Here is a 13,968-nt window from a genome sequence, read left to right as displayed (position 1 = left end):
TTAAAGCAAAAATAAAGATCACACCGCCAATAGCTGGTTTTATTAGAGAAACTGACTTCACCTCGCGCTCAATATGAAGCGGTAACGAGAGCTCACTCAGCGCACGAGGCTGAATTGGAGCGAGTAAAAAACCATTTTCCTTAAGTGCTGCTTGCCGTAAGGCCTTCCTCTCTCGCTTCTCCCGTCTACTCCTAATAAAAGAAGAGCATGGAGAGGCTAAACCACAAACAAATACAAGTACACTCAAGGCAATAAAAACTGTCAGGTTAAATTCAATAAAAAAGAGGTTATTGTATAGTGGAAACAAGGCCACGCCAACAGGTACTGTTTCAGCCCAAAGCAGAGAGACAACCAGGTTCCACTGAGAAATTTCTCTTACGGGATCATAACCACGCAGCATACGTGCTTCACCTTTACAGGCTTACCAAAAGAACAACAAAAGCTTCAGCAGTTGATTTGGATGCTACATCCAGTCCCAGTTCTCCTGGGCATAAAATGTGCCAATGACAACAATGTGTTTCCCATCTCTTGACCAGCCAAGTGCCTCAGGAACATACGCCGTACCACGATTAAATGAGTGTATGGTCTTTTGTTGAGTGATATCCCATACGTTAAATCGACTACCAAGAGAGGCAGTCCAAAAGTCCATAAAATCGCTTGCATCTATTACAGCTAAGTACTTACCGTTCGGGGACCAGCACATTTTCCCATGATCACTCTCTGTCAGTAAGTAGCTAGAAGAGGTATTTTTAGTCTGGATAATCTGCAATTGTCCACCACCCCAGGCCGCAATGCGATTACCATCTGGTGACCAGGCAAGTTGAGAATTATAAGAGTTAGGATGTCCTTGAAAAGCTATCTCCTGGCTCTTGCGGCGCGACTGGAGGTCCCAGATCTGCACACTCCAGGCGCTCTGTTCGGGAGTGCTTATGATGAAAGCTAGCTTCTGACTATCAGGGGACCAGGCAAATGTTCCTACCGCAGAGGGTAATTCCAGGGTAAATAGTGGCCAAAGGGGTTGGGCAGCCAGCAGCAGGAGCTTGTTTTGATCTCGGCTGAGCAAGGCTATTTTGGAGCCATCAGGAGCCCAGCAAACCAGGTCAGCCTCTCCATACTTTTCATTAGCGTAGCTAGATACCTTCTGCCTGGTTTGAATGTCCCAAACATACATAGAAACACTATTATCGCCCTGGCTCTCTTGATAGAACAAATACTGACCATTGAACGACCAGGCCGATGTGTTCCAAAGTGGGGTGGCAGACAGTGTGATCATACGCTGTTGCTGATAGTTCCAAATATACAACTTCCCATCGTGATCAGATTTAGTTAGCGCCGCCAAATTCAAATCCGCTGAACAGCTATAGAAATCTAAGTCGGCAGCAGAGGGAGCCGCTTTCGCGTTAAAGGCGACTTGTAGGTTCTGGGCCAGGTGTATAAGCGGCGGGCTGCCCAGGCCCAGAATGACGCCGCTACCTAAAATAGCTGTGAGGAATTTCCGCCGGCTTGATGGGCGCACAATTTTTATATGTGGTTCGTCTGCCTCTGCGTGTAGCTCTTCCATAAAGGGGAGACCTCCTTGCCTTCCGCGCTGGCTCTGTAAGGCCCAGCGCTTGCTTTATAACAGAAGTATACGCAAAGCTCAGCCTGATATCAAATATGCTGCTAGCCCGCTGCGTACGAACCGTGCGCGGCGGGCTAGCAGCATATTTGATATGTTAACTCTCTTGTTGGGCGACGATGCGTTCAATGACGTTGCTGGTGCTGGCGCTGCCGACGAGGGGGAGGATGACGAGGCGGCTGCCGGATTCCTGGATGGCAGCTGCTTCTGGGATGGCCTCATCGCTGTAGTCTCCACCTTTGACGTAGACATCGGGGCGGAGCGTGCTGATAATCGAGCTGGAGGTGTCTTCGTCGAAGAGCAGGGTGTAGTTGACGGGGTCGAGCGCCGCGACGAGGGCCAGGCGATCTTGCTCGCTGTGAATGGGCCGGCCTGGACCCTTCAGGCTGCGTGTACTGCGGTCACTGTTGATGGCCACGACGAGGACATCGCCCAGCTGTCGGGCCTGGCGCAAGAAATGAATATGTCCGGCGTGCAGAATATCGAAGACGCCATTGGTAAAGACGATGGTTTTCCCGCGCAAGCGTTCGATTTCCAGCGTGGCGCGAAGCCTCTCAAGCTCATCTTCCTGGGTTTGCAAGACAGCCGTGAAGGTACGTAAACTCGCCCGTTGCAGCAGTTCCTGTTGTGAGACAAAGGCCGTGCGGGGCTTGGTGACCGCGATGCCCGCGTTATCAAGTCCGATCTGGGCAGACTCTTCGATGCTTCCCCCGGCGGCCAGAGCTAGTGAGAAGGCGGCGGCAAAGGAATCGCCCGCACCGACGTCCTGGGCGTTCTCGACCGGGCGAGTAGGTACATGCAGGCCGGGGGCGTCACCGCGCGGGCGCAGGTAGACGCCATGTTCCGCCAGCGTGATGGCGACATAGTCAACATGCAGGATCTTATGAAGCTGCTGCGCAAGCTCTTCCCAATCCTCGGCGGGTGTCTCTCCGCCCAGTTCAACGAGGCGCTGGGCTTCGGCGTGGTTGGGGGTGACAACCGTGGCCGGGAGATGCTGGAAGCGCTGCAAGGCCTGCGAGTCGATCAAGATGGGCTTGGGTTTGCGCCTGGCAAGGGCTGTGAGTTGTTCGATGACTGGCTGCGAGACAACGCCATAGTGGTAGTCTGAGATCACGACCACGTCACAATCGGCGTAAAGCTCTTCAATATATTGATGTAAGCGAGTGCGGAGAGCTTCATTCGTAGGGCGCACGGTCACGCCCTGGCGCGCGCCATCGTCGAGGCGAATGACATACTGACCTTCGGCAAGGATACGCATTTTATGGGGAGTCAATGGCGTGTCGTCTTCCAGCAACCATTGCGGGTCGATGCCCATATCCTCCAGTTCGCCACGCAAGAGAGACCCGGCGTAATCGTTACCGATCACACTGAGAAAAGAGACGTGAGCGTTCAAGGCCTTGAGGTTGGCGGCGACATTGGCGGCGCCGCCCGGGGCATGCTGTTCTCTCGTCTTCCACAGGAGCGGAACTGGTCCCTCGCGACAGAGCCGCGAGGCCTCTCCCTCCAGATAGGTATCCAGGAGCGCATCGCCTATAAGAAAGACGCGCTCCTGGGGAAACTGCCGCACAAGGTCTATTGCTCTCTGACTCATACTGGTCCTTTATTCTAAAGATGGTTTATCTTTTTATAGAGGCGTGGCGAGAAAACCACGAGGTCTTCAGCCTCGTGGATGAACGCCGCGCTTCACCGCTGACTTCCGATATCCTGACGGATAGTCTCCTGACTGATGTTTCCAAGAGTACGGCAGACGTATCCATTACTCCAAAATGTCCGCTCTTTCCAGAACTTCGTTTTCAACGTTTTGCGCATGCCTTTGTCATCCCTGAACGGTCGATTTCTGTTTTCATGGACGGACAAGAGCCAGCGGTAACATGCGAGGTTCGCTTTTCACCAAGCCGTGAAGATAGTCTTGACCTACTTCAATCGCTTCAAAAGCAACATGCGACCGATTTGCCATTTCTTCAAGCACCAGCTTTCCCTCATCTCCAGAGAAAACCAGCAGCTTTTTGCGACCCTTCCGCACGAACATGAGGTGGGAGAGGATCAACAACCTGGCATGGTTTTTGACTGATCATCCATGTGGATCGTGCACTCACGCGCTTCATCTTCTCAAATTTGGGAATGGGCTTCAGATCGACCTTCTTGCCGTCCAGTCCCATCAGGATCGCATAGCCGGTCGACATGCGTCCCTTGATAAAGTATTCCTGGCCCCGGTAGCGAACGGTGTCGAATTTGCGAAAGCCCTGGATTTTGCCCGTGGTGATGGGCTGCTCACTTCGCACCCCTTTCGTCTGCTGGTAATCCCCATCCGAGATACATTTCTTCTGGAGCACCTGCGTCGTGCAGAAAATCGGCGCGATTCCTCGTGTGGCAATGATGGCGGCGTCATGGGCATGGGTTTTGGGTAGACCTGCCAGCATCCGATGCTCTTTAGTGACAAATCCCCACGTTTCTTCGGCGCGAAGACGCTTGAGCAGTTGCACCCGGATGCTATTCATCTGCGTGGCATGTCGCAATGTTCCTTTCTTCTTGCCCTTCTGTTTGAGGGTGATCGTTCCTGCATGCAGGCCATCATGACAGGTTTTGCAGAGGGTAAGCAAGTTCTCTGGCTCATTGCTTCCGTTCTGGCTACGGAAGATGATGTGGTGAACTTCCAGTCGTCGGTCTTTTGATTTCCCTTTGCACTGTTGGCAGGTGTAATCATCTCGTGTGAGCACAAATGCTTTGGTGTTGGCAAACCCATAATTGATCCCCTGTTGATACAACCACTTCTTGCGCAAGACCTCCGGGTGTTTGAGGGCATGCGGGTCAAAAGTGCCTGTTTCTAACACAATATGCGTGATCGGGAAGATTGCTTGCACAAAGCGAAATTCCCGCAGGTGTCCCTCGATTTTGCTGCCCATCGTCGGGGAGAATCTTCCCTGCTTCGTCGAGTTGCGACGGTTGTTGAAGCGTGCTGGACGATAGCGCGTCTTCCGTTGGCGTCGGTTGCGCCGTTTGGCTGCCCGTTCTTTCATGGTGGTGGTGATATCGTTGCGCAGTTCCGCTTCAGAAAGGTAGACTACCTTTCCCTGCTCATCGGCAACGGCTGCGCCTACCACCGTGCTCCCTGTATCCATACCCAGGGTCAAGGGCTGAGTATGCTCGTGTGTTAGGGGCACAAGCAGTTTGATGGTAAAGGGGGTACGCCGCACCACTTTAGCTTTGCCTGCTTTGAGCAGCAGTCGGGCGATGGGCGGGAGGCATGGCATCAAGGGCCTGCCATCCGAGTTGAGAACAGAAACAAGAACCATACAGCGTTCCTTTCGGAAAAATGCTCTCCCCGAAGGGAGGTGGTGCGTATCCTTTGGCTGTGACCACCAGAGGAATCCGGCTTCATCTCGACAAGGTTCAAAAGGCTTTTTGCACCTGAATCACCGGACTTTCCCTCAGTCCTACTTAAACCCAGGCGACAGAGCAGCGGTCTGATGCGTCAACCGCAGGTGACATGACCTAGCGAACGGAGCTCCCATTTCTGGGGCTGAGTCTGGTGAACTTGAGCTTCCGTAAAAGCGACCAAACCTCAGACCCGACGACTTCCGAAGAAGCCGCTGCGTCTTCAGCTCAGCGGGAGTTCACTGATACTCTTCTAGACTACTTATATCGTACGGCCTATCTCATCGTCAAAAATATGGCTGCGAGATACGCAAAAGTCACACCTACCTGGTCTCTTCGCACCTACGGCGCTCTTAGAGTAAGGTAATGGGCGATGGTTTTCTTGCGCAACGCGCAAGAAAACCATCGCCCATTACCTTACTCTGTTTTGAGAGGTACGCGCCTCAGTAGCCGTGAAGCCAGTAGCAAGCCTCAGCGCGCGAAAACCATCGCCCATTACCTTACCCTGTTTTAGACTAATGCTTCTTTTCTGCGTAGGGAGCGGGCAAAGATGGCGCGGACCTTGGGAGGGAAATGCTCAAGTTCGGCGGCGCGGCGCAGGGCCACGAGGTCGCTCTTATCGCCGATGACCGCTGCGACTTCGGCGATGCTCATACTGGTCTCGTCGCGCTTGAGCAGTTCAACTAGATCACCCGCTGCGACATCGCCCTCTTCAAGCACAGCCAGGTAGAAGCCGACGAGGCCACTATCTTGAAAAGGCTTGATAAAGCGCTCCTGCTGGAGGCGCGCCTCTAGCTTATAGCAAGGGGTGCGCGGCTGTGTGACCTGGAAGATTGCATTGCCTATACGAAATATATCGCCGATGCGTACCTCGCGCTCGTTGAGGCCTGTGAGAGTCAGATTCTCGCCAAAGGAACCCCAGGGCAGTTCATCACGATTCAGTTCTCGCTGCCAGTAGGGATAGTTGTCGGCGGAATAAGCGTAGACGGCTTTATCAAACCCACCGTGGTTCTTCAGGTCAGTCTGGCGGTCACCGTCTAGGTTCTCTTTGCGCACACGTACACGCCCTTCTACCGGCTGCTTATAGATGGCGGTCTGGAATTCTTTGCCTTCCCAGTTGACCGTTCGCGGCAACCCCACGTTGACCGAAATAACCCGCATAGTTGGCATATGTATATTTCTCTCTTCCTATTTTCGCGGCGTTCTCTATTGTTGCTAATAGTATATCTTATACTACTCATGATATACTCTTCAATTTCTAGGCGAAGGAAACTTTCCTTCTGTTCTTGGCTTCTACTGAATTGGAGTAACGCCGTAAGCACATACCCGATACGCGGCTTCTGTGGAGCCATAACCGCATCTAATGCCTCTGTAGCGATACCTTCCTGACATTTATTGAAAGCGGCAAGGACATATCGCCAAAAGGAGAGGAGATAATTGTCACCTTTATCAAGCGTTACCCAGGCCGTAAACACCGACTTCTGCGAAAGTGCTTTCTGCCATTGTGCAAGTAGCGTTGTTTTGCCGAAACCAGCTGGCGCTGAGACAAGAAGTAGTTGCCGCTGCAATCCTTGATTGAGCAGAGTGGTCAGCCGAGGACGAGTCATCAAGGCATGTGGTGAAATGGGAATGGCAAACTTGGTCTCCAACAACGGATCGTGTATAAACGTATACGCCCTCCAACATCTACAACTACTTCCTTTCGCCTCTTCTTTATGCTGCCCAGTAAACACAAAGTATGACTATCACGAATATATGGTAGCATAGTTTCTTGCTTTTTGATGCAAAGGGTGTCTCAACTATTGACAAGAAAAATTCCCAGAAAAATGGTACCAATTCCCAGCCATTGCCGCCAGAAGAGTTGTTCATGCAAGACAAACCAGGCCAGTAGGACGGTGACAGCGCTAAAGAGGGAGCCAAGCACGCTCACAAGGGAAACTTGAGCCAGCGTAAACCCGAGCGCATTAGCGACAAAGGCACCCGTGTCAAGAAGACCTATACCTATGAGATATTTCCAGACTGGGTAGGGCGGCAACTCAAGAGATTGCTCAAGCGGACGTGCTCCCAACATGAGCAGGACTGGTGCCACCAAGCGGAGCAGCCAGATTGGCGTGATCCCACCCAGCGTTGGTGTAATATGGAAACCTAAGATCCAGAAGGTGAAGCCCAGACCGATGGCTGCACCTATGGCCCAGCCAATGCCGCGTGCTCGCATCTTAGACTTCTCTGTTCCTGAAGCTTGCGGAATGACTGCGAGTAGTACTCCCACAAGAGCAAGACTTATACCCAATACATGAAGCCGGGAAAGTTGCTCACCACTCACAAACGCGAGCAGCGTCGTAAGAGCCGCGTAACTGGCTGCGATAGGAGAAACCAGGGCAAGCTTGCCAACTTCAAAGGCCCGGTAAAGCGCCAGTGTGCTTCCAGTATAAAGGAGAGCCGCCAAGCCCATCCAGATCCAGATGTCACCCGTCAAGCGAGAGAGAGATTGTAGAGACCCAGTTGCAAACATGACGACACTCAAACCAGCCAGGCCAATGAACTGAATGAAGAAGAGCGTGCGATAACTCCCAATATAACGCGTAGCATACCGTGCAAGAAAATCGGCGCTTCCCCAACCAATCGCGGCAAGTAATCCTAAAATGCCTCCCATAGATGTTTGTTTGCTCCTTATAGCCAGTCTGTTTTTCGTTGTAAATCTTCAAACATATTTTGCCAATGTAGACTGTGTATTGAAGACATTTAACCTCTCAAAGAGAGAGCGAAATTGTTGCTCAAGTGCTTTCCTGATGGGCTGCTGCTTGTTCCATCCCTCTTCCCACTCCCCCTGGCAGTTATTCTCTGCCCACTGATACATGCGTGTGCGCAATTCCTCTGGCAAGCTGGCGTAAAGCGTATTCTAAAATCCGGTCGCCAGGTGAATCTCAAGCGTTTGATGCCTGGGAAACTGGTCAAAGAGTTCGTTGGGAAGTGTTGACGCACCGTGTTGTACTACTCCACAGATGTGATACTTCTCACGCGCGACCTGCCCAGTCCGTTCGAGAACTGAGAAGTCGAGTTTCACTTCGGCCATTCCCCCATCAGGCAGGGGTACGCCGCCATGGCTGGTCCCAGTTTGGACGCTAATCTTACTGATACCAGGAAATTGTGTTCCTATGGCTTGAGTATAGCCACGCATAAAGGCATCTAAATCCTCTGGTGTACTGTTCTTCCCTCCAATATGACCTATCTCTGCGCCAGTAGTATAGGACGTACCTCACGACGTGTCATGGCCTAAAAGGTGTATCGCCTGTGATTAAAAAGATGTAATCCTGTTTCCCTCAGCTTCCTCCATGCCAACCCCAGCACCATTTACAATGAAGCTTCGCGTACTACTTACTTTAGGCCATAATTAATTTGAGCAAAGAGCAGATTACACCTCATATGTTACTTATTTTTGGCCATAAAGACCATAGTACAATTCGTTCATCTTAAGTGATACTGACTGCTCTGCTTGTCTCCAAGAGCTGCTTTCAGGCCAAAATGCGCCAGCATTTCTTTAAATTGAGTGGTTCGGCGTGTATATTATTCAGCGAGAGCATTCCCGCTCTGCAAAGGTCCTGTAGAAGCAAGTTTGCTGTATGCAAGAGAAGCGGCGCACCTAGCAATCGAATGGTGCGTCCGCTCCTTATTTCTCTCGTCTTTGCGATATCTCGGTATGATTGTATCCTCATGTAGCAGATCCCTTACTCTTTTTTTTACCTTGCTAGAAGCGGGGCATTCTGGTATACTCGGCTTATTGGATGACGTTTTTGCTAGACTGAAAGGAGGTGCGCTTTATGAGCCGTTTCTTTAGGCCTTCAATGGGGCTCTGCATCTCAGGTGTCAGGAATATTTGCTGCTGATAGGCAAGCGTTATATCCTCTCTTCCGGTGCATTGCCTCCTTTTGTTCTCTCCCATCTTTAGATATTGTGATGTTAGATGTTGCTTGCAGGGCTATGTATGCCTTGCGTATGTTCCCATTTCATTCAAACAATGCAAGGAAGAAAAATAACCATGAGCAAACAGGCTTTTAAACCCATTTTACTTGACCTCTTACGCCAGGCACAGGCTGAGCAGAATGCCTTTTTTCAGGGACTGCCTTCCGCCGAGCTGGCTGCTATTGGCGAGCCTGACCACTGGTCTGCCAAAGACCATGTGGCGCACCTGTCGTTCTGGCGGCAGCGACTCGTGCTCAAGTTGCAGGCCCAGTTACGCCAGGAGCCACAGCCGGAGGAGATTGGGCATTTTGAGCAGATCAATCCCGTCGTCTTCGAGGAGAACCGCTATCACTCCTGGCCAGACATTCTCGCTGAATCCAACCAGGTATATGCCGATCTCATCGCGTTGACCGAGCAATTCTCAGAAGAGGATTTGACGGCCTTCAAGCGCTTCGACTGGGTGCAAGAAGGTATGCCACTCTACCTCTCCTTCATGGGAATTTGCTACGAGCATACCCAGATTCACCTGGGGTATTATCTCCTCGACCGGCACGACGTTGCAGGCGCGCTACACACATATGAGGCCTGGGCGGGCAGGGTCGTAGAGGGTGAGGTGCCCGACACGCTAAAAGGTTACATGCTCTATAACCTGGCCTGCTTCTACGCTACGCATGACCAGCTAGAGAAAGCCAAGACGACGCTACAACAGGCCTTCGAACTCTATCCTGAAAGCAGGGAATTTGCCCCCACCGACCCCGACCTGGTCGAGCTACACTAATAGGCGCTCGCTTTGTTGGACGAGGGAAACGAGGTCGCAGGCGCGGGCCTCGTGGAGAGCCTGGTGCAGGTGTTCGCGGGCATCAGGCTGCTCCAGGAGGAGTTCAGCGTGGGCGTGGGCCAGGTGAGCACGCACACGGGTCTCGGCTTCGAGACCTTCGAGGGCGAGGGCACGCTTCAGGTTGTGCAGGGCGTGTGTGAGCAGGCGACGGCGAATGGTGGGTAGGGTCTCCATGCCCAGGGCTTCGGCGATGCGGTAATTTCCCAGGCTGACAAGGGCACGCCCCAGGCTGGGGTTGTTGCGGATAACACGGGCGGTCCTGACGGCTTGTACGATGCAGTTCGCAGCCTCCGCAAGTTTGTCCTCTTCAAGGAGGACGGCGGCCAGGCGACTATTCCATTGGCTGATATAAACCTTGTCTTTATGGCTATGAGCATAGGCCAGGCTGCGGCGATACCAGTTCTCGGCCTCGTCCAGCTCGTTTTTCATGGCATACAATTCGCCGTAGTTGCTGCATATGACGCCGATAAGGGGAGCATCGTCGACGCTCTGGGCCAGGTTGAGGGAGTGACGCAGCTTGGCCTGGGCATCTTCAAAGTCGCCCTTCTTGATCTGCACATAGCTCAGGTCGCAGCAGACGTGCGCGATCAAGCGCTTATGCTCGGCTTGTTCAAAGATGATGAGGGCGGTCTCCAGGTGCTCCAGAGCGTCTTCGGCGTGTCCTTCAGCATCGGAGAGTGATCCCAGGAGGCGGTGGGTATTCCCCAGGTCAACGGGATCACCGGCCAGGGCACGCTCCAGGCGCGTGGCCTGAATAATGGGGCCCACCAGGTGCATGGTCTGCTGACTATCGAAGAAGTCCAGCGATTCGCGCGCGGCCTGGCGACCCTCGCGATAGCGTCCCTCCATGCGATAGATGCTGCCTTGCTGGTAACGCAGGCGCGCCCAGGCGGGTCCACTGGTAATGCCAGCCTCCCGCAAGACGCGCTCGCCACGCTCACAGCAGGTGCGAGCCATACTGGTATCACTGGCATTGCGCCAGCAGCGACCAACCTCGCCCCAGAGCAGGGCCTGTTTCTGGGCCTCGAAGGGCGCCAGGGGCTGCTCTGAGTCGCGCATCTGCAAGACACGCTCATAGAGCGCGCGGGCCTCGCTGAAGTGCCCGCGAATCATGGTACACTCCGCTAGGCGCTCAAGGAGGCTAAGGCGTAGATTATGCTGCTCCTCTGATTCAGGTATAACAGCCGAGCTGTCGCGCCTGGCGAAGGGACGCTCCGGCGCATCGAGCTGCTCCAATGCTAGCCGATAGTGGCGCTCGGCCTCGGCATATGCGGGCAGGGCATAGGCATGCTCAGCAGCAAGCTGCGCGTAGTAGACAATACGTTCCGCGGGAGCACCTGCGGCGACGAGGTGGCGTACAATGGTCGCGGCAGCCTCGTCTTCATGCCCCTCATACATTTCTTGCAAGACATTGGCGGCTCGCTGGTGCAGGCGAGCGCGACGAGCGGCGGAGACATGGTCATACAGATGGTTGACCAGCAGGGGGTGCCAGAAGTGATAGATAGCACGTACGCCCACACGCTCCTCGCTCAATACGCCAGATTCCAGGGCCTCTTCCAGATACTCGATCACGGTATCCTCATTGACCGGGCTAGAGGAGGCAGATTCCATGGCATAGAGTGTAGTAAACTCGAACGATCCTCCCAGCACGGCGGCGCTCCCCAACAACTGTCGGCAGGCGTGACTTAATGTGCGAACACGATGCTCAAGCGCGGCGGTGATGGAAGAGGGCAGGGTGGGAGGCGTCGAGTGCGCCAGCTCTTCCGCGAAATAGGGGTTGCCCGCGGCCTGCGATTGAATGCGCTGGACCATGTCTTCTGGCAGGTGCGACACCAGGCGCGCGATCTCCTCGCTGCTCAACGGCTCAATCTGGAGGGTACGCACCGAGTGCTCACGTTGCATATGGTTGATCAGGTTGCGCAAAGGGTGCGTCTCCGGCAGCTCGGTCTCGCGACAGGTGGCAACGAAGAGCAGGGGTCGGCCCGCAGCATGGCGCGCGAGATAGCCCAGCAGATCACCGCTACTGGCATCTGCCCACTGGATATCGTCAAGCACCACCAACAGGGGCGCGGACTCACTGGCGGCGAAGAGGAGATCACGTACGGCCTCGTGCAAGCGTAACTGCTCCTGCTCAGGCGAGAGGAAAGGCATAAGGGTGCCACGCGGATTAGGTACCAGCGAGGCCAGCTCAGGCAGAAGGGTTACCAGCGGCTGGAGTTGCAGTGAAGCGGTAGGCAACGCCTCTGGCGCGGGCGGCATCTCACGAGGCGCACGCCGTGGGCGGCCCCTGGTGGAGCGCGAGAGGTTCTTCTGCTCCTGGGTCACCACCTGTGTGCGCTCCTGGAGAGCAAGGCGCGAGCTTTGCGTACCCGGCGCCGCGAGCGAGGATGAACCCGCTAGCTGTGCATGAGTACCAAAGGAGGCGAATATATCCGAGAAGAGCTTGGCTTCGGCTATGGTCTTGCGGAGCGCATCGGTCCAGATGTGGTAAGGAATACCGCTCTCTTGATGGTAGACACGGCTCCAGGCGATATTCCAGCCATGCAGACGTGCCTGGCGCGCCATCTCTTCCGCCAGGCGCGTCTTGCCAATACCTGTCACCCCCATTAAAAAGACACATTGCGGACGACGCTGCGTATCCAGTGGCAGGCCCGTGGCCCGACGCTGTGAGTGATATGCCTGGCGCCCCTGCTGCTCCACCTCGTCGAGTAAGCCATACAGCGTCTCCAGCTCGCTGGTACGCCCTACAAGGGGACTCTGGCGCGGGCGACCAATCTGGACTGGGGGTCTGCTACTGGCGTACGCGGCTACTGGGGGTACAGAGGCCGTGGGGGATGCAGGAGCCGCGGGAACCGAATGAGCCACCTGGGGTGTGGCGTGTGTAGAGGCGAAGACAGGTTGTGGCTCGCGCCCATTGCGCACGGCATCATAGAGTTCACGAGTTTCGAGCGAGGGTCTACGTCCCTCTTCCCGGAACAGTTCCGCCTCCAGGCGCTTATAGGCACGTAGCGCATCACCGCGCCAGTTAAGACGCGCCATCAGATAGATCGAGCGCTGCACCGCCTGCTCATTGAGAGAGTCGACCGCCAGCACGCGATCCAACATCTTGAGGGCACCCAACGAATCCTGGCGGGCTATCGCGAGATCAGTCAGCTCAATTAGAAGCGAGAGCCAGGCCTGGCGCAGGCGTAGGCGACGTTCTAGCAGCCATGGGGCCTGGCGCTCCTCAGGTAGGAGGTCTCCGCCGTAGAGCGTGGCGGCCTGTACCAGTAACTGCTCACGCTCTGGTCCTGGCTCGCTAGTAGCTGAGCTTGTCAGCACGTCTACGAGTTGCTCAAAGCCATCGGCATCTACCCAGATCTGGGCCTGTCCCGCCAGGATAACCTCGTCTTCCGTGATCCGTACTAGGGGCTGCTGCGCACGTGCCTGGCGGGCCGTCGCCTTCCCGCCTTTCATGGAGAGGGGAGTCGCCAGCTCATGCTCCAGGTGGGCCAACGTCTTATCCAGCAGTGACCAGGCATCGACCCCGGCGGCGGGCCAGAGATCGCGCACGATATCCTGCTTACTGGCACACCGTCCGGGCTGGCAAAGCAGGTAAGCGAAGAGCGTGCGGAGCGTCCCCTGCCGCCATTCGCTCTCGGTCACGGGAGCCCATTGGCGTTGTGCACGACGCTCCAGGCGTAGCTGCCCCAGCAAATGGGCACGGAAGAAGGCCGAGCCACTCTCCAGGGCTGCGGCACTCGTCACGCGTGGTGACAATTTATCCAGTTGCATACCAGCCAGCTCCTCCTGTGTAGCCTTTACCTCGGGGGGAAGCTCCTTGCCGATATATGTACGCGTTGTGTGGCCATTCTCAGTCTTGTAGGCATACCAGTAAGGGCCGTGGCCGATCCCTTCGCGGCAGCGGCTACACGTTGGCTTACCACAGTAGCTCACCTGCTGGTGATAGGTTATTTTCGTACTCAAGGCTCCCTCCTTACCGAAACGCCGCCAGATCTAAGATGAATAGCTCATTGCCGCCAGGCTAGGAGACAAGGAACCATGGGGGATAAGGGCAGTCAAATGTAGTAATATAAAGAAAAGCGTACTATCTTCCATTATAGCGTCTCAAATGCTAAATTTCAGCACTCTACCTGATAAAAATACCACATATTTCCTAATTCTTCTATTTTTTAGC

The 13,968-nt window shown here is 54.5% G+C and carries 9 protein-coding genes; 1 reads left to right on the top strand and 8 read right to left on the bottom strand.

What is annotated here, in order from left to right; genetic code table 11:
* Positions 1–463: 463 nt before the first annotated feature.
* From KRAC_RS48060 to KRAC_RS64025, 7 genes are all read right to left on the bottom strand, one after another.
* A complete protein-coding gene (locus KRAC_RS48060; RefSeq protein ID WP_007919787.1) occupies positions 464–1,561 on the bottom strand; it encodes a WD40 repeat domain-containing protein in 1,098 nt (365 codons plus the stop codon).
* Between the two features lie 154 nt (positions 1,562–1,715).
* The gene (locus KRAC_RS48055) at positions 1,716–3,209 is read right to left on the bottom strand and encodes a PfkB family carbohydrate kinase (RefSeq protein ID WP_007919785.1); all 1,494 of its coding nucleotides are present in this window, start codon (positions 3,207–3,209) and stop codon (positions 1,716–1,718) included.
* Positions 3,210–3,461: 252 nt separating this feature from the next.
* Positions 3,462–3,647: a hypothetical protein gene (locus KRAC_RS80340; protein ID WP_157507988.1), complete on the bottom strand. Its 186-nt coding sequence runs from the start codon at positions 3,645–3,647 to the stop codon at positions 3,462–3,464.
* Entirely contained in the window at positions 3,598–4,911 is a 1,314-nt protein-coding gene (iscB, locus tag KRAC_RS48050; RefSeq protein WP_007919784.1) for an RNA-guided endonuclease IscB, read from the bottom strand. The genes KRAC_RS80340 and iscB overlap by 50 nt, the downstream gene beginning before the upstream one ends.
* 592 nt (positions 4,912–5,503) lie before the next feature.
* On the bottom strand, positions 5,504–6,163 hold the full coding sequence (locus tag KRAC_RS48045) for an MOSC domain-containing protein (RefSeq protein WP_007919782.1): 660 nt from the start codon (positions 6,161–6,163) through the stop codon (positions 5,504–5,506).
* 625 nt (positions 6,164–6,788) lie between these two features.
* Positions 6,789–7,646 (bottom strand): DMT family transporter, encoded by an 858-nt coding sequence (locus tag KRAC_RS48040; RefSeq protein ID WP_007919781.1) that lies wholly within the window; start codon positions 7,644–7,646, stop codon positions 6,789–6,791.
* Positions 7,647–7,892: 246 nt separating this feature from the next.
* The gene (locus KRAC_RS64025; RefSeq protein WP_052569230.1) at positions 7,893–8,171 is read right to left on the bottom strand and encodes a hypothetical protein; all 279 of its coding nucleotides are present in this window, start codon (positions 8,169–8,171) and stop codon (positions 7,893–7,895) included.
* An 858-nt stretch (positions 8,172–9,029) separates the two neighbouring features.
* Here KRAC_RS64025 and KRAC_RS48030 point away from each other — a divergent pair.
* Positions 9,030–9,731 (top strand): DinB family protein, encoded by a 702-nt coding sequence (locus KRAC_RS48030; protein WP_007919778.1) that lies wholly within the window; start codon positions 9,030–9,032, stop codon positions 9,729–9,731.
* Here the strand turns inward: KRAC_RS48030 and KRAC_RS48025 are convergent.
* Entirely contained in the window at positions 9,723–13,757 is a 4,035-nt protein-coding gene (locus KRAC_RS48025; protein WP_007919774.1) for a DUF6788 family protein, read from the bottom strand. The two genes, KRAC_RS48030 and KRAC_RS48025, sit on opposite strands and share 9 nt — an antisense overlap.
* Positions 13,758–13,968: the final 211 nt, after the last annotated feature.

The organism is Ktedonobacter racemifer DSM 44963 (genome assembly GCF_000178855.1).
Lineage (GTDB): Bacteria > Chloroflexota > Ktedonobacteria > Ktedonobacterales > Ktedonobacteraceae > Ktedonobacter > Ktedonobacter racemifer.
The sequence above is the reverse complement of the archived record's forward strand: the minus strand, read 5'-3'. Positions and strand labels throughout refer to the sequence as shown.